Genomic DNA, 17391 nt, shown 5'->3' with positions numbered 1-17391 from the left:
GCGCGTCAGCCGCGGGCGGCGTCGACGAAGGCACGCCACAGCTTGAAGTCGGTCTCGAGCCTGCGCCAGGTGTACTCGGGGTGCCACTGCACGCCCAGGCAGAAGGGCTGGCCCTCGACCTCGATCGCCTCCGGCACGCCGTCGGTGGCGACTCCCGTGAGCCGCACGCCCTTGCCGAGCTTGTCGACGCAGCAGTGGTGGCTCGAGTTGACCTGCACCTCGCCCTGCCAGTCGAGCACGCGCGACAGCAGAGAGCCGTCCTCGACCGCGATGGGATGCGCGGGGTCGTGCAGGATGGGCAGATGGCGCCAGTGCACCTTGCCCTTGGGGACGGGCAGGCTCGGAACGTCCATGCACAGGGTGCCGCCCAGCGCGACGTTCAGGATCTGCATGCCGCGGCACGTAGCGAAGAGGGGCTTGTGCGCGGCGAGCGCAGCCTTGATGAGCTTCAGCTCGAAGGCGTCGCGCTCATGGCAGAGCAGGCGCTCGTCATACGGCTCCTCGACGCCCCACAGCGCCGGGTCGACGTCGTGTCCGCCCGGGATGGCGACGCCGTCCGCCATCTCTATATAGCGTGCGATGACGTCCTCGTCCTCGGTGAGTGTCATGATGAGCGGCAGTCCGCCTGCGGCGAGGATCGCCTCGAGGAACACGGTGGCCCCGGTCTCCTCGGGCGCCAGGCGCTCGGGCATCTGAAGGCAGGGCTTGGGCTGCTCCAGGCGCGGGGCGATCAGGATTATCGGTCGGTCGTCTGCTGAGGTCATGCTTAGTGTCCCTTGATGGAGTCGAGAAAGTCACGGGCGCGCTGCGTGGTCGGGTGGTCGAAAAACTCGTCGGGGGCGCCCTCCTCGACGATGGCGCCATCCGCCATGAAGACCACGCGGTCGGCGACGCGACGAGCGAAATTCATCTCGTGCGTCACCACGATCATGGTCATGCCCCGGCGCGCCAAATCGACCATGACGTCGAGGACCTCGTTGATCATCTCGGGGTCCAAGGCGGAGGTGGGCTCGTCGAAGAGCATCGCCTTGGGGCGCATGGCGAGCGAGCGGGCGATGGCGACACGCTGCTGCTGACCGCCGGAGAGCTGGGCGGGGACCTTGTGCGCCTGGGACGCGACGCCCACGCGCTCGAGCAGCTCCATCGCGCGCTCCTCCGCCTCGGCCTTGGGCAGGCCCAGCACCTCGATAGGGCCGATCGTCACGTTCTGCAAGATGCTCATGTGCGCGAACAGGTTGAAGCTCTGGAACACCATGCCGAGCTCGGCGCGCATGGCGGCGAGCTCCCGCCCCTCCTCGGGAAGGGGCTGGCCCTCGATGAGGATCTCGCCGGAATCGATCGTCTCGAGGCGGTTGATGGCGCGGCAGAGCGTCGATTTGCCGGAGCCCGAGGGGCCGATCACCACGACGACCTCGCCCTTTCCAACGGAAAGGCTCACGTCCTTGAGCACATGGAGCTCTCCGAAGTGCTTGTCCACATGGCGGAGCTCGATGATCGGGGTCTGTTCTGACATGTCTCGTCCAATCTTTGAGCGGCGCGGGGAGCGCCGGAAAACCATCCTACGGGGCAATGCGGGCCACCCCCGCGGGAGGGCGGGGCGCCCACGTGCCCGCCGGAGCCGCGAGGGGCGTGGCCTTACGCGGGGTTGGTGCTGTAGCGGCTCACCACGCGGGTGCCACTGCGGCGCGCCACGTACACGGAAAGCTGGTTGATGGCGTAGTTGAGCAGGATGTAGATGACCGCCACCACCAGATAGGTGCTCACCAGGGCGTCGTAGTTGGTGATGAGTACGCGGGCGTTCTGCAGCATGTCCGGATAGCTCACCACGTACGCCACGGTGGTGTCCTTGACCACGACCACCAGCTGCGAGATGAGCGAGGGGATCACGTAGCGGATCGCCTGGGGCAGCACGATCTTGAGCTTGACGCGGAAGGGCCTCATGCCGAGCGCGAGCGCCGCCTCGGTCTGCCCGCGCGGCACGGCGTTGACGCCCGCGCGAAAGACCTCGGCGAGGACGCCCGAGGCGGCGAGTGCCACGGGCAGCGTGATCATCCAAAACGACGACATCTTGATGCCGTACTGCGGGACCACCAGGAAGAAGAAGTAGATCAAAAGCAGGCTCGGCACGCCGCGGAAGAAGTCGGTGACCACGCGGCAGAGCGCGGCGAGCGGTCGGATGCCGCTCGTGCGCCCCAGCATGAGCGCGAGCCCCAGCACGAGCGCGATAGCGCCGGCGGTCAGCGCCACCGCGAGGGTCCCCCGCAGGCCGGCAAACAGGTACGACCAGGTGCTCATCTGCGTGAAGAACATCCAGTACCTGGGATCGAGCTGGCCGGTCGCCCAGAACTGGTGCACCACGAACGCGAGCAGCATCGCCACGGCCACGGCGCTGACCGCCGTTCCGATGCGGATCTTGACCCGCGTCTTGGGGCCGGGGGTCTCGTACAGGGCGTCGCGGATGCTGACGGCGCCCGAAGTTGCCTGCGCGCTCATCGGACGATCCTCACCTTCTTGTCGATGCGGTTACCCACGAAGGCTATGGCGACCGCGGTGAGGGCGTAGCCCGCCGCGGCGATGCCGAAGGCCAGGATGCCGCCGGTGGAGCGGGTGTTGATGTAGGACACCACGCCCGTGAGCTCCGGCGGGTCGAGCGGGACCTGCGAACCGAGGGAGGTGGTGAGCAGCACGGCGATGAGCAGGTTGGTCATGGGCAGGACGGTGGTGCGCAGCGCCTGGGGGATCACGATCCGGCGGAGCATCTTCCCAAAGGAGAGGCCCAGCGAGCGGGCGGCCTCGATCTGACCAACGCCGATGGTGTTGATGCCGCTCATGAAGTTCTCGGAGCCGAAGGCGGAGGCGACGAGGATCACCGTGAGGATCACGCAGGTACGGTAGGGCAGCACCAGGTTCAGGCTCGGCAGCGCGTACACGATGATGATGAGCAGCGACACGCCCGGGATGTTGCGGAACACCTGGACGTAGCCGTCGCCCAAAACGCGCAGCGGCTTAAAGGGCGACACGCGCATCACCGTGACGGCGATGGCGACCAGCATCACCAGCGCGAAGCACAGCGCCGTCATGCCCCACGTGGACAGCAGCGCCTCCCAATAGTTCCGCCCATAGGTGGCAAGCAGCTCAGACAGCCCCATGAGCTCCCCTTCCCCGACTTCTCATCCACAGCGGCCCGTCCCGACTGCACGCAGCGGGACGGCCGCCCGATTCCATACATGGTATGCGAAGGGCGCCCCGCCCGCCCGGCACAAGATCTGTCCCAAGCGGACGCGGGCGCCCCGCATATCCCAGACATCACGCGGCGGAGGGCCCGTCCTCGCAGGACCGCCGCCGAGCGCATGGCGAACTTACGCGCCGATCGCCGGAGGCTGCGGAACCTCGTCGATCTCGGCACGGTCGCCGATGCAGAGCTTCCACAGCTCCTCCCACGTGCCATCCTCCTCGATCTGGGAGAGGAAGGCATTCACGAACTCGACGCCGTCGGAGTCGAGCGGCAGGCCGATGCCGTAGAGGTCCTCGGGGCCGAACGGGTCGCCGGCCATCTTGTACTTGCCAGGCTGCTTCATCATGTCGGAGAACAGCATGTTGCGGTCGATCACGTAGGCGTCAACGCGACCCTGGGCGAGAGCGCTGCGGGCCTCCTCGTCGGTCTTGAACTCCTGCAGCTTGGCGTCGGGGCAGACCTCCTCCATGATGCTCGGGCCGGTGGACCCGGACTGGGCGGCGACGTTCTTGCCAGCGAGGTCGTCCACGCTCGCGATGTCGTCGTTGTCGGCGAGGACGAGGATGGACTGCTGCGTGCTGTAGTACGGGCCGGCGAAGGAGATGAGCTTCTTGCGGTCCTCGGTGATGGAGTAGGTGGCGAAGACGGCGTCGACCTGATCGTTCTGCAGGACGGACTCGCGCGTGTCGGACGTGACCTGAGTGGTCTCGAACTTGGACTCGTCGCCCAGGATGTAGCGGACGAGCAGCTGGGACAGGCCGGCGTCGAAGCCGCGGAGCTTGCCGTCCTTCTCGTTGAGGAGGCTGAAGAGCATGGAGGTCTGGACGACGCCCAGGCGCATGGTACCGGCCTCCTTGATTTTGCTCGCCCACTCGCTCGCGGCGACGGTGGCGTCATCGGCAACGGAACCGGCGGCGATCAGCTTGTCATATGCATCGGCGTCGAGCGCCACGGGCTCCTGGTCCTCGGCAACATCATCGGTGGAGGCAGAGCCGGCGGGCGTGGACGCGGGCGCCTCGCCGCAGGCGGCAAGCCCGAGCGTGGCGACGCCGGCGGCGGCAGCGCCGAGCACCTGGCGACGGTTGAGCATGAACTCGCGGGTCGTACTACTCATGGAAAATCCCCTTCCATTAGAGGCGATACGTTAACCTACCAAATTACAAGGTTAGATTACAGGCGTCCAAAAACACTTGTAAGGTGTTATGCCCCAAATACCCTAAGTTGTAACAAACACCATGATGGTTTCTTTTTTGCCGGGTCGTTACGCTTGCGCGCGCGACATCCGGTCTATCTGGCGCTACGCCCCGCATCCTCGGACAGCAGGCACCGTACATCGGCAACGACGCCCTCAACTGTCACGCCGTTCTCGGCAAGCAGCTCATCGACATCGTAACGGTCGGGGAAACCCTTGGACACGCCATAGCACAGCACGCGGGAGTCCGTGCCACCCAGATACCGCGCGACCTTCTCGCCCCAGCCCCCCTCGAGCACTCCGTCCTCAAGCGTCACGACCACCGTATGCGCTGCAGCGATCTCGTTCAGCGTATCCTCGTCAAGCTCCGTGGCAAAACGCGGATTCACGAGCGTTGGAGAAAGCCCCTCGCCCATCAGCGCATCGCACACCCGCTCGCCAAGGCCAAAGAAACTGCCGAGCGCCAACACGGCCACATCCTCGCCCTCGCGGACCACTTGGTAATGCGGCGTGTCGAACGATAGCCGATCATCACCGGAAACGAGCCCAGGCCGACTCTCGACCCCGTTGCCGGGAACGCGAATCACCACGGGCCGTGCATCCTGCGCCATCGCCCAATCGAGCATGGCCTCGTATTCCTCGCGGCACGCAGGGGCAAGGCAACGCAGGTTGGGCATGCCCCCCATGAGGGCGAGGTCGAAGAAGCTCAGGTGGGTGGCGTCGGAGGTGCCGAACACCGAGGAGCCAAAGTCCAGGAACACCACGGGCAGGCAGTTGAGGCACACGTCGTGCCAGAACTGGTCGTAGGCGCGCTGCATGAATACGCCGTACAGACCCAGGACCGGCTTAGCGCCCGCGCGAGCAAGGCCCGCCGCATACGTCACGGCGTGCTCCTCGGCAATGCCCACGTCCACGAATTGCCTGCCGGCGCGTGCACGACGCCAGGGGGTGAAACCCATGATGTAGGGCGTTGCCGCCGAGATTCCCACCACGCGCGAATCTAGCTGCATGGCGTTCAGCAGATAGGCGCCGGTGATGCCGGCGTAGGTCTCGGAATCCTCGCAGCGGTTGCGGGGGAACACGTCATAGCTGCCCGACTCGATATCGAACGGCCCCACGTGGTGCCAACTTTCCGAATCCGCCGCCGCAGGCTCGTAGCCGGCTCCCTTGGTGGTGCACACGTGCACCACAATAGGATGGTCGACGTCGCGGACATCGCGAAGGACGCGCTCAAGCTCGGCCTCGTCATTGCCCTTGGCAACAAAACGATAATCGAGCCCCAGGGTGCGGAAGAAATTGTTGGGGGCCTCGCCACCGGTCTCGCGAAGCTCCGCGAGGTTGCGGTAGAGGCCGCCGTGGTTCTCGGCGATGGACCAGCCGTTGTCGTTCACGATAACGATGACCCCGGAGCCCAGCTCGGCCAGGGCGTCAAAGCCCTCGAACGCGAGCCCGCCCGAGAGCGATCCGTCGCCAATCACGGCGACTACGCGATAATCCTCGTCTTTAAGGTCGCGAGCCTTCGCCATGCCGCAAGCAAGGCTTACCGACGTGGAGGTGTGCCCCATGGAGAACAGGTCATGTTCGGATTCATCGGGATTGGAGAAACCCGAAAGCCCGCCGAATTCCGATGGATCGAGATAGTTGCTCGCGCGACCCGTGAGCATCTTATGAGCATAGGTCTGATGCGAAACATCGAAGACGATCTTGTCGTGCGGGGAATCGAATACACGGTGCAGAGCCACCGTCAACTCGACGACGCCCAAATTGGACCCAATGTGACCTCCCACCGAAGCGGAGCTCACCAGAATGGCGCGACGGATCTCCTCGCAAAGAATCGGCAGGTCACAGGGCTCGAGGTCCTTGACGTCTTGCGGCGATGAAATGCGTTCCAGCAGCATGCGTGCGACGAACCTCCCTGGACGCCGAAAAGTAGCAACGTATTGTTTCAGAGTACCAGTTTCCCACACTCCGGTGATGAAGATGTGCGTCATCCGCCGAACGGCAAGCACGAAGTGCGCCGTGGCCGCGTGACTTGCGACCGCCAGCGCCCGTCTCCAGCTGCTCCCCAGCTGCTCCATCCGCCCGCAACTAATCAGGCACGCCCAGCGAGGAGAACTTCCTCAGATCCGCTTGTGGCGTTTAAGGGCGCGGGCGACGGTCAGGGCGAACCCCACGGCAACCAAAACGGCCGTGATCATGTACACCACGCGATAGCCGGAGAGGAAGATGTCGGGCCGGCCTTCAACGAACGCCGTGACCGGGTGCCCCGCGGCTGCGCCCATCTGCCCGTAGAGGATGGAGGTGGAACCGGAGATGCCGATCGCCATGCCCAGGTACCGAGCGAGCGCGCTGGCGCTACCGGCGAAGCCGAGCATCTCAATGGGCACCGACCCCATGATGAGCGAATTGTTGGGCGACTGGAAAATCGACGTGCCACACGACGCCAGGCCCAGGCAGAACAGGATCCAGGGAATGGAGGCGTCCATCCCCAGCGTCCCAATGAGATACAAGCCGACGCTGAACGACGCCAACCCCACGCACGTGGGCACCTCGCAGCCAATGCGATCGGACACCGCACCGGAAATAGGACCGACAAGTGCGTTGGCCAGGGGGATAACGCAGAAGATGAGACCGGAGAGACCTGGATCGAACCCTCGAGCGTCCTGGAGATAGAACGGCGTCATGAGTTCGTAGACGCCAATCGCCACAAAGCTGATGAACAGGCAGATAAGGTTCACCACGAAATGCTTATCGCAGAAGATGCCAAACGCCACCAAAGGCTGTTCGACCGCACGCTCGTGACGGACGAACAGAACGAGCAGTATAACGCCCACCGCAAACGAACCGGCAACAAGCAGCCCGGGGTTGCTCTGCAGCATGGTGACGGACAGGAATGTGAGCAACATGCCGGGGACGAGTAGAACCGCGCCAAAGACGTCCATGGTCCCACCCTCGACTGTGGACCCTGTGCGCGGCAGAGTAAATCGGCCCAGCACGAGCGAGAGCACACCCACGGGAACGTTGATGAGGAAGATGTACTCCCAAGGCATCACCGCCACGATGAAACCGCCGAGCACGGGCCCGCACATCATGCCGAGCGCGACAAAGCTCGCCAACAGCCCCAACGCGCGACCGCGCTCACGAGCGGGAAACGCCTCGGTGATGATGCCCATGTTGTTCGCCATGGCCGATGCCCCGCCGATGCCTTGCACCGCACGGGACACCACAAGTGCGGGCAGCGTGGTGGAAAGGCCGCACATGAGTGAACCGATGGTGAAGATCACCACGCCGAACTCGAAGAAACGAACCTTGCCGTGCAGGTCGCCCAGGCGCCCGAACACGAGCAGGAACGCGCACATGGTAAGCAGGTAAACCGATGAGACCCATTGGATCTGACCAAGGCCGGCTTCCAGGGCCTTCTGCATCACGGGGAGGGCCACGTTGACGATGCTCGAATCGAGCGTAGCCATAAAGGTCATGATGAGCACCGTGAACAGGATGGCCCATTTGTTCGGCTTCTTTGCCGCATCGGTCGTTTGACTCATGCGCGCCCTTTCCACATAAAAGCGGGTTCCCACCTCATAGCAGCATGAGCTGAGAACCCGCGTCGGTTCGGTTGCGCTATTTTTGCATGGAACGGCGCGAACCTCCATGCACATCTCGTCACTTCATGCCAAAACCAAGGCTGCCGCGAAAGGTAACTCTCGCGGCATTCTCGGCACGAATATGCCGAAAATCCTCCGCGAAAGTACACTCTCGCGGATGTTGTGGACACGTGAGGAGGTTGTCTGCACGCGTATGCGAGGTTGTCGAAGGCCTCGGTTACCGCGCCGCCTCGAGCTCGAGCAGGGCGCGTTTGCGCTCCACGCCACCGGCGTATCCGGTGAGCGATCCGTCCGCACCCACCACGCGATGGCAGGGCACGATGATCGAGATGGGATTTCGGCCCACTGCCGCACCAACGGCACGCGGAGAGGGCGTCTTTGCGGCATCGCCTTCCAGCCCCGCTTCCGTGAACCCGCGACGACGCGCCACCCGATGGGCCAATTCGCCATAGGTGACCGTCTCGCCATAAGGGATCTCAAGCAACGCGACCCAAATCGCATGTTGGAACTCGGTGCCCTCGATGTGCAGAGGTGGGGTCCAACGCGGCGCTTGACCGGCGAAATACGCGTTCAGCCACGCCCATGCACGCTCGAGCACGCCCACCGCAGCGGTATTCCGCGGGTCCTCGGCGTTCAGGGGGCTGCACCCGGATACGGCATCGCAGCCCTCAATCTTCTCGCACGTGACGGCAGGTGCGGCCTCGGCATGCGGCTCGGCATGCACGGCAGCGTTCACCGCGTCCTCGAATACACCTCGCTCCATGTCAAAGGAGGGCTCATCGCCCTCAAGCGTGGAGCCGTAATGCGCTTGGTCGGCAAACCACAAACCCGTGAGCCCACGCGCGTCGGCGGCAAGCGTGATGTCGCCCAGCGGCGAGTGGTAGGTGGTGGTTATCATGCGGTCCCCCTTACAGCACAGTCGATTCATTGTACCGCCGCCGCAAGGTCACCTTGCCTGGCACGTTGGGATATATACGGTACGCAGTGTGGCTTCGCTTCACTCCATAAAAACACCGCTACGGTATATATCCCAGCGCTCCCCCTTCCGCACCTGCAGCGCTTCAACCTCTTTATCCCGCCTGCATAGGTAAATGAGTTCAAAAGCACTCAATCGCCGATTTAGCCGAGCACGAGGCGTGGCGGGCCTTATATACCGTAGGAGCGTTTTTGTGGAGCGAAGCGGAACCACGCTCCGGAGCGTATATAAGGCCCGCCACGAATCAGGTGCAGCTACTCGGCGCTCTTGAGGGCTCCCACCATATCGATCTTGTCGAGGCTGCGATTGGTCATCTGGTTGATGATGAGCGTGAACACGAGCGCCATGATCGAGGCGAACACATACGTCTGGGGCTCGACGATCGTGTCGAAGAACAGCGACGGCATGCGCAACACGTACGTAAGGAACCGCGTGATGAGGTACCCGAGGGGCCATCCCGCCACGATGCCGATGAGCGTGAGGACAATCGTCTCCTTGTTGATGTAGCGATACACCTCGCGCCGGCGGAAGCCCAGCACCTTGATGGTGGCGAGCTCGCGTTCGCGCTCGGAGATGTTGGTGTTGGACAGCGTGAAGACCACGGCGAACGCCAACGCAGCCGCCATGACCGTCACCACGTACACCACCACGTCGATGATCTTGAAGCTCTCTGAGAAATCATTGGCGATCTTGGTGGAGCTCGACACACTCACGAACGTGTTCCCAGCAGAGAGCTCATCAGCAAGGGCGATCTTTTCGGCATCCGTGCCCTCGAGACTGACCAGGAACGCGTTGGGTATGCACGGCTCGCCAAAGGCCTCTTGGTAGGCACTCTCCGTCATGAAGATGAAATTTCCCAGGAAGTTAACGGTTATGCCGTCCACACGGGCGCTGCCGGTTTGCAAGGCGGTGCCCTGCAGCGCGAGCTCGTCGCCCAGGCCAAATCCCAACACCTGCTCGGCGTTCTTCGTGATGAGCGCTCCGTTATCCTCACGCGGGAGTCCAAGCTCCTCGCCGCCCATCGCCGGAGCAAGGAACGAGGTATGGGAGCCGTCCTCGGTCTTCATGTAGGCAGACAGGTCCGCGTTGTCGGGGACAACGATGAGCTGGATGTTCTCCTTCACGCCGCCAAACTCGGCGGTGACCGTATCGACGCGCGCCTCGAGCATCGTGTCGATGGCACCCGTGGCGCGCAGTTCGTCCTCACCCTGGGAGAAGTCCGCGTCGGCCGTCACGGCCAGCAGGTCGTAGCGCACGATGCCCTCCGAGCCGTACTGGCGCGGCTTGAGCGAGATCACCGTGTCGCGAATGCCCAGGCCGCAGATCATGAGCGCGGTGCACCCGGCAATACCGAAAACCGTCATGAGGAAGCGCTTTTTGTAGCGGAAGAGGTTGCGCGCGCTCACCTTGTTGAGGAAGGAGAGGCGCCGCCACACGGGCGTGATGCGCTCGAGCAGGATGCGCTTGCCCGCGCGCGGGGCCTTGGGGCGCATGAGTGAGGCAGGCGTTTCCCTGAGCACGTGGCGGCACGCGAGAAACGTTGCGCCCACGATTCCGACGGCGAACAGGGTGATGCCGAGTGCCGCCGTGAACGCGTTGAAGTGCAGCTGGAACGGCGGCAGCGCGTACATGGTGGTGAAGATGGTGAAGATGATCTCGGGCAGCACGATGAAGCCAAGGGCGTCGCCTGCAATGCCGCCGGCCACGCATGCGGCGAACGAGTAGATGAGGTACTTGGAGAGGATGCGGCCGCGGCTATACCCGAGCGCTTTGTACACACCGATGAGTCCGCGGTCTTCCTCGACCATGCGCGTAACCGTGGTGAGGCTGATGAGCACCGCCACCGTGAAGAAAATGAGGGGGAACACCGTGGCGATGGACTCGATGGAACTCGCGTCCGACTCGATGCTCGCATAGCTGGCAAGCGAGCTGCGATCCTGGATGTACCAGGTGGCACGCTCGATGCCATCCACCTCGGAACGTGCATCGGCAAACTTGGCATTCGCGCTGGCCTTTTGCTCATCGAGCTCCGCTTGGCCCTCGGCGGCGTCGGCAGAGCCCTCGGCAAGCTCGGCGCGACCGCCCTCAAGCTGCGCCTCGGTGCTGGCGCGCTGTTGGTCGAGGGTTGCCCGCGCCGCCTCGAGTTGCCCTAGGCCCTGGTTCGCCTTGGCGCGGGCCGCGTCAAGTTGCACCTGACCAGCCTCGATCTTGCCGAGCGCCGCCTGCACCGTGGGCTTGCTGAGCACCGCGTCCGCGATGTCGTCGGCTTGCGATGACATGTCGGAAAGCTGGCCCGAGAGCGTCGTCAGCGTGTTCTTGATGGTGAGGACCCGGTTCTTGGCCTCTTGGATATCAGACTCGTTTTCTGGATATGCGGAGACGAGTGCCTTGATCTGCTCGATCTGACCTGAGAGATCGGGGCGAATGACGGCAAGCCGGTCGAGCGCGGCGAGCGCCTCCTCCTTCGCCGCGGGATCGCCGACGGGCAACCGGTCGAGCGCGGCAATGATCCCGTCGCAAAGCTCCTCGGCCTGCTGCAATTGGCCAGACGCCTCGTCAATATACGCCGTGATGGCCGTGGTGAATTCCGCCTTTGCCGTGGCGTCACCCTCCAGCAACCGCTGCCAAGCGGCCTCCGGCCACGTATGGCCGGTGAGCCCGCTGTTCATGATCGCCTTGAGCGTTGCGGCTCCCGACTCAGCCTGAGCTATCTGCGCGAGAGCCGACTCAGCTTGAACGCGTCCAGCGTCGAGCTCGGTCTGCCTGGCGTCAATGACGGCCATGCCGTAAGTCAACTGCGTGCGAGATGCATCGAGCTTGGTCTGGGCGTCCGCAAGCTGGCGGCGCGCATCCGCCCCTTGCGCCGCGAGCGCGGCCTCGCCCTCGGCTATCTGAGCAAGTGCATCATCAATCTGGGCCTCCGCATCTTCGAACTGCTTGTCCGCCTCCGCCTGCGCGTCGTCGACCTCTTTGCGTGCATCGGCTTTGAGGCCCTCGCTCCGTGCCTCCTCGCGCTGCTCGCGAATGTCCTCAACGCGCTCTTTCACCTCATCGACCATATCCTTGTACTCATCGGAGTAGGTCATGAGATCTGCCGCGCCTTTTACCGTGAGGTAGGCAACGGTGAACGTGCCACGGTCCAATACGGCGCCGGGTGTGAGGAAAAATGCGTACTGCGATCCTCCCGAGCTGCGAAAGCTCATAGTTTTGCTACCCGCGTTCACGTCCATGGGGTCGAGCACGGAAGCTGTGATCGTGTACTCGCCGCGCTTGAAGATGGCGGAGGAGCCTCCCGCTGCCAGGGCCGTATCGTCAGCGGCGTCGGCGGTCCCCGTGGCATCGGCGGTCACCGCAGCGCCGGCGGCTCCCGCGTCGTCGCCCGCTTCGCCAGCGTCGTCGGTGGCCCCTGCGGCGCTGGGCTCCTCGCCTTCGCCCTCGAAGGTCACGGTATCACCGATCTTCTTGCCGCTCACATCGAGGTACTTCTGCGTCACGGCGACCTCGTTGACATCGCGCGGCAGGCGCCCCTCGATCACCTGGGGTTCATTCATCCCCGCCGGCAAGAGCGCCTTGAGGTCAACCTTCGCGCTTGCACCTTTGACCTGAGTGTATGCCGTTTCGGAATACCCGCCCTCTACCACATCGACACCGTCTATCTTGGCCAGGGCCTCTATATCGCCCTCGTCCAGACCCAACGTGGACTGAATCGAGATGTCGAACAGCCGCTGGCTGTCGTAGTAGCTGTCGGCGGTGAAGCGCAGGTCGTCGCAGGCGGCCTTGAGGCCGACGAGCATCGTGGCGCCCAGCGCGGTGATGACGAACAACGAGATGAACCGCTTGAGATTGCCCGTGATGGTGCGGGCGATGTCCGTTCTGAACGCGTTTGGACGCCGGTTACCGGAACGACGGTCCGTCTTTCTCCCCTTCATAGACACCGTCGCCTACCACTCGATATCGGCGATGGGTGTGGGTGTGGCGTTCACGCGCATGTCGGTCACGCGGCCGCTCTTGAAACGGATGAGGCGGTCGGCCATGGGGGCGAGCGCGGAGTTATGCGTGATGATGAGGACCGTGATGCCATCGCGACGGCACGTGTCCTGCAGCAACTGCAGCACTTGCTTGCCCGTCTGGTAATCGAGGGCGCCCGTGGGCTCGTCGCACAGCAGGAGCTTGGGGTTCTTGGCCAGCGCTCGGGCGATGGATACGCGCTGCTGCTCGCCACCGGAAAGCTGCGAGGGGAAGTTCGCCATGCGCTCGCCCAGGCCCACCTTGCGCAGGCACTCGGCGGCGTCAAGGGAGTCGGGGCAAATCTGGGAAGCGAGCTCGACATTCTCAAGCGCGGTGAGGTTGGGCACGAGGTTGTAGAACTGGAACACAAAGCCCACGTCGGCGCGGCGGTACTCCACGAGGTCGTCTTCGGAGGCGGAGCTCACGTCGCGCCCGTCGACGACAACGCGTCCACTCGTGGCGGTGTCCATGCCGCCGAGGATGTTGAGCGCGGTGGTCTTGCCCGCGCCGGAGGCGCCGAGGATCACAGCGAGCTCGCCGCGATCGACCTCAAACGACGCCCCATCCAGCGCGTGGACTTCGGCATCACCCGAGCCATAAACCTTCGTCACATCGCTGAACTCGATATATGCCATACGCGGCGCTCCCGTTGCGTGGGTTCCCATTATGAATTGATATACCCACAAGTATAGGCATCAGGCAAATACGTGGGCAGCATGTGCGAATATCGAACCACATCGACCCGACAGCTTGGAGAATACCGATCGCGCTCTTTGCGCTGGCGGACGTTGCGGTGCCTGCGCTCGCAAGAGAACGTGGTTACTTTTGCAGCAGGACCGCGCCGAAGGCGGTGGGGCCGCAGTGGCTGGAGATCACGCCACCAACCTGCGTCCACGTGATGTCCTCGAAACCGAGCTCGCGGGCATATACCTCCATGTCGCCGCGCAGTTCCTCGGACAGGCCCACGGAATACGCGAGACCAATATGCGAAAAATCGATATCGCCCTTCTCGACCATGTGGTCGAGGAACGCACGGGCACACTTGAGCATGGAGCCACGGAATTTCTTGGTGGCGACGAACTTGCCGCCCGTGACCTCGATGCACGGCTTGATCTTGAGCAGATGCGCACCAAGGAACGCCACGTTGGAGAGGCGACCGCCCACCTTGAGGAAGGCGAGGTCGGTGGGGACGAAGCCCAAAAGCACGCGATCCATCACGCTCTCGACGAAGGAGAATATTTCCTCGACCGTCGCATCGGGGTTCGCCTCGATATACTTGGCGGCCTCGACGGCAATGAGCGACTGACCCACAGAGACGAAGCGTGTATCCATCGAGTACACGTAGTCGCGGCCCTCGGCGGCGATCTTAGAGGACTGATGCGAGCAGGTGGTCACCTCGGAATACGCAAGGTGCAGGATGGTGGCTTCGGGCTGCTCGGCGTGGATGCGATCGTAAACCTCATTGAAGTCCGCAGGAGAACAGCCGCTCGTCTTTGGCATCTGACCCATCTCATTGCAGCGCGAGTAGATCTCAAGCGGATCGATCGAGCCGTCGTCCACCGTCTCGTCCCCCATCGTCACGTGCATGGGAACACTCACGATTCCATAGCGCTCACGCAGCTCCGGCGTGACATCTGCGCCGGATTCGACCACGATGACATACTTGCTCATACAGACCACGACCATTCTTATCGTATTCAGACGCGAAAGGCGCCGCCCGCACATCCGTGCAGACGACGCCCTCCGCTGTCATTCCGTGCTTCGACTAGATTGTACACACTTTACTTAGTAGTGTTGCTTTACTCGTGGACGGTTTCGATTGCCGTTGAGCAGCTGCACGCAACGTACGCGGCCTACTCGCAGAGCAGCTTTGCAATCTGGACCGCATTTGTCGCCGCGCCCTTGCGAATCTGATCGCCGCAGCACCAAAACGTGATGCCGCGCAGCGCCTCCGGATTGGAGATGTCGCGGCGGATGCGGCCGACCCAGATGAGGTCTTGGTCGGTCGTGTCCAGCGGCATGGGCCAACGGTCGTGCGCGCTCTCTGCGTTCAGGTCGTCCACAAGCTTCACGCCAGGTGCAGCGGCAAGGGCCTCGCGCGCCTGCTCAAGTGTGATGTCGCGCTCGAACTCGAGCGTGATGCTCTCGGAATGCGAACGAACCACCGGTACGCGCACGCAGGTGCAATTAACGCGGAGCTCGGGCAGATGCATGATCTTGCGCCCCTCGTTTTGCATCTTCATCTCCTCGGAGGTGAAGCCCTCGAACTTCTCGCCGCCGATCTGCGGGATGAGGTTGCTGGCGAGCTGCGCGGCGAATGCGCTCGGTGCGGGAATCTCCTCGCCGCGCCCCATGCAGCCGATCTGCTCCTCGAGCTCTCGCATGCCCGGGACGCCGGCACCACTCGCGGCCTGGTACGTCGAGACGATCATGCGCTTGACACCGGCGATTTGGTGAAGCGGCCAGGTGGGAACGAGGCCGATGATGGTGGCGCAGTTGGGGTTGGCGATGATGCCCTTGTGGTTGAGGGCATCGGCGGCGTTGATCTCGGGAACGACCAGCGGCACGTCCGCATCGAGGCGGAAGGCGTGCGAGTTGTCCACAACCACCGCACCGCGCTTGACGGCCTCGGGGTAGAGCGCGAGCGCGATGTCGTCCTCCGCCGCGCCGAGCACGATGTCGACCCCGTCGAACGCCTCGGGTGCCGCGGCCTCGACCGTGACCTCGCCCCACGGAGTCTCGACAACCTTGCCGGCCGAGCGGGGGCTCGCCAGCAACTTGAGGGAGCCAACCGGGAACTCCTGCTCCTCCAGGCATTGAAGCATCTGCGCGCCCACCGCTCCGGTGGCGCCCACGATGGCGACGGAATATGTCTTCATGTTGTCCCCCTTCTCAAAAGGATATGTCGAATGCCACCCTCACATGACGTGACGAGCGGGCGCATGCTCTGCTTAAAACGGGCTCGGCGTCGGCTCGAGATCGGCCGTGGTAACAATGCCGTTCTCATCGGAGAACGCCTCGTAAATGGTCTTGATGGCGCGGTCAAAATCGCGCTCTTCGACGCCGACGATGATGTTGATCTCGTCGCAGCCCTGGGTGATCATGCGGACGCTCACGCCCGCCTCGCCCAGCTTGCCGAACAGGTGCCCCGAGATACCGGCGCGCCCGCGCAGGTTGCGGCCAACCGTCGCAATGAGCGCCAGGTTCTCGACAACCTCAATCTCCAGCGGCTCGACTTCCTCCTGGATATCGGAGATGAGCGAATACAGGGAGTCCTTGACGTCGGCGGCCTGAACGACTGCGGCAAACTGGTCCACACCCGTGGGCATGTGCTCGACCGAGACGCCATAGCGCTCGAAGACGGACAGGGCACGACGCATGAAGCCAATGCGGCTCTTGGTGCGGTCACGCGAGACGTTGATGGCGAGGAACCCGCGCTTGCCGGCGATGCCGGTGATGATGGGCTCGGAATCGCCCTCTTTGGCGGTCTCGGAAATGATGGTGCCCGGATCCTCGGGCGCATTGGTGTTTTTGATCACGAGCGGGATGCCGGCATCGCGCACGGGGAAGACGGCCTCCTCATGCAGGACGCTCGCGCCCATGTAGGAGAGTTCGCGAAGCTCCTCGTAGGTGATGCGGGGAATGGGCTGCGCGCCCGGCACGATGCGAGGATCGGCGGAGAGGAAGCCCGAGACGTCCGTCCAGTTCTCGTAGAGATCAGCCTCCAGGCACTGGGCGAGGATGGAGCCGGAGATGTCTCCGCCGCCGCGGTCGAGCAGGCGGATCTTACCCTCCTTGGTGGCACCGTAGAAGCCGGGCATGACGAATCCGCCTTCGCGGGCGTTTTCCTTGACGAGCTCCGCCGTGCGCTTCATTGAGAGCGTGCCGTCGTGGTGGAAGGCGACCATATCCGCAGCGTCGATGAACGGCAGCCCCAGGTACTCGGCCATGAGGCGCGCAGTGAAGTACTCACCGCGGCTCACAAGCTCCTCGGTGGTGTACCCGCCGGTACGAGCGCGCTCGGCAAACGCCGCGAACTCATCGCGGATCGGATAGTCGAGGTTCAACTCGTCGGCGATGTCGAAATAGCGCTGGCCGATGTCGGTAAGCAGGTCCTCGCAGGAAACGTGGTAGTTCACGTGAGCGTCTACGAGATACAGCAGGTCGGTGACCTTGGTGTCGGCCTTGGAACGGCGTCCGCACGCACTCACCACCACGAAGCGGCGTGCCGGGTCGGCGTCGATAATCGCCTTGATCTTGCGGAAATGCTCGGCGTCGGCGACGGACGAACCGCCAAATTTGGTGATCTTGATCATGGTGCGCAGAAACCCCTCCCCAGCGCGTGCCGCAAACGGGCAGCGCGACATGACACGTA

General features: G+C 63.6%; 13 protein-coding genes. All 13 read right to left on the bottom strand.

Annotated elements, in window-relative coordinates; translation table 11 throughout:
• Window positions 1–5: 5 nt before the first annotated feature.
• The 13 genes from Q5Q88_RS06110 to Q5Q88_RS06050 all read right to left on the bottom strand — a co-directional run bounded on the left by Q5Q88_RS06110 (window position 6) and on the right by Q5Q88_RS06050 (window position 17332).
• A complete protein-coding gene (locus Q5Q88_RS06110; protein ID WP_294159562.1) occupies window positions 6–764 on the bottom strand; it encodes a gamma-glutamyl-gamma-aminobutyrate hydrolase family protein in 759 nt (252 codons plus the stop codon).
• A gap of 2 nt (window positions 765–766) precedes the next feature.
• Window positions 767–1513 carry an amino acid ABC transporter ATP-binding protein gene (locus tag Q5Q88_RS06105; protein WP_302742310.1) on the bottom strand — a complete coding sequence of 249 codons (747 nt, stop codon included), beginning with the start codon at window positions 1511–1513 and terminating at the stop codon, window positions 767–769.
• A 122-nt stretch (window positions 1514–1635) separates the two neighbouring features.
• Window positions 1636–2493: an amino acid ABC transporter permease gene (locus tag Q5Q88_RS06100; protein ID WP_118652497.1), complete on the bottom strand. Its 858-nt coding sequence runs from the start codon at window positions 2491–2493 to the stop codon at window positions 1636–1638.
• Window positions 2490–3149 (bottom strand): amino acid ABC transporter permease, encoded by a 660-nt coding sequence (locus Q5Q88_RS06095; protein ID WP_118652495.1) that lies wholly within the window; start codon window positions 3147–3149, stop codon window positions 2490–2492. Before Q5Q88_RS06095 ends, Q5Q88_RS06100 begins: the two co-directional genes overlap by 4 nt.
• 210 nt (window positions 3150–3359) lie before the next feature.
• Window positions 3360–4349, bottom strand: coding sequence for a glutamate ABC transporter substrate-binding protein (locus Q5Q88_RS06090; protein ID WP_118652493.1), 990 nt, complete (start codon window positions 4347–4349; stop codon window positions 3360–3362).
• A 173-nt stretch (window positions 4350–4522) separates the two neighbouring features.
• Complete coding sequence (locus Q5Q88_RS06085) at window positions 4523–6325, bottom strand: 1-deoxy-D-xylulose-5-phosphate synthase (protein WP_302742307.1); 1803 nt, start codon at window positions 6323–6325, stop codon at window positions 4523–4525.
• A gap of 222 nt (window positions 6326–6547) precedes the next feature.
• Window positions 6548–7972, bottom strand: coding sequence for an MFS transporter (locus Q5Q88_RS06080; protein WP_302742306.1), 1425 nt, complete (start codon window positions 7970–7972; stop codon window positions 6548–6550).
• A 277-nt stretch (window positions 7973–8249) separates the two neighbouring features.
• Window positions 8250–8930 (bottom strand): methylated-DNA--[protein]-cysteine S-methyltransferase, encoded by a 681-nt coding sequence (locus Q5Q88_RS06075; protein WP_294122588.1) that lies wholly within the window; start codon window positions 8928–8930, stop codon window positions 8250–8252.
• Between the two features lie 332 nt (window positions 8931–9262).
• A complete protein-coding gene (locus tag Q5Q88_RS06070) occupies window positions 9263–12937 on the bottom strand; it encodes an FtsX-like permease family protein (protein WP_302742303.1) in 3675 nt (1224 codons plus the stop codon).
• Window positions 12938–12949: 12 nt separating this feature from the next.
• Entirely contained in the window at window positions 12950–13651 is a 702-nt protein-coding gene (locus tag Q5Q88_RS06065) for an ABC transporter ATP-binding protein (RefSeq protein ID WP_302742301.1), read from the bottom strand.
• Window positions 13652–13835: 184 nt separating this feature from the next.
• Complete coding sequence (locus Q5Q88_RS06060; protein ID WP_302742299.1) at window positions 13836–14687, bottom strand: DegV family protein; 852 nt, start codon at window positions 14685–14687, stop codon at window positions 13836–13838.
• 182 nt (window positions 14688–14869) lie between these two features.
• On the bottom strand, window positions 14870–15895 hold the full coding sequence (locus Q5Q88_RS06055; RefSeq protein WP_302742297.1) for an aspartate-semialdehyde dehydrogenase: 1026 nt from the start codon (window positions 15893–15895) through the stop codon (window positions 14870–14872).
• A 72-nt stretch (window positions 15896–15967) separates the two neighbouring features.
• The gene (locus tag Q5Q88_RS06050; RefSeq protein WP_302742295.1) at window positions 15968–17332 is read right to left on the bottom strand and encodes an aspartate kinase; all 1365 of its coding nucleotides are present in this window, start codon (window positions 17330–17332) and stop codon (window positions 15968–15970) included.
• Window positions 17333–17391: the final 59 nt, after the last annotated feature.

This window comes from uncultured Collinsella sp. (genome assembly GCF_959026545.1).
In the GTDB taxonomy this organism is placed as follows: domain Bacteria; phylum Actinomycetota; class Coriobacteriia; order Coriobacteriales; family Coriobacteriaceae; genus Collinsella.
This window is presented reverse-complemented; position numbering and strand designations above follow the sequence as displayed.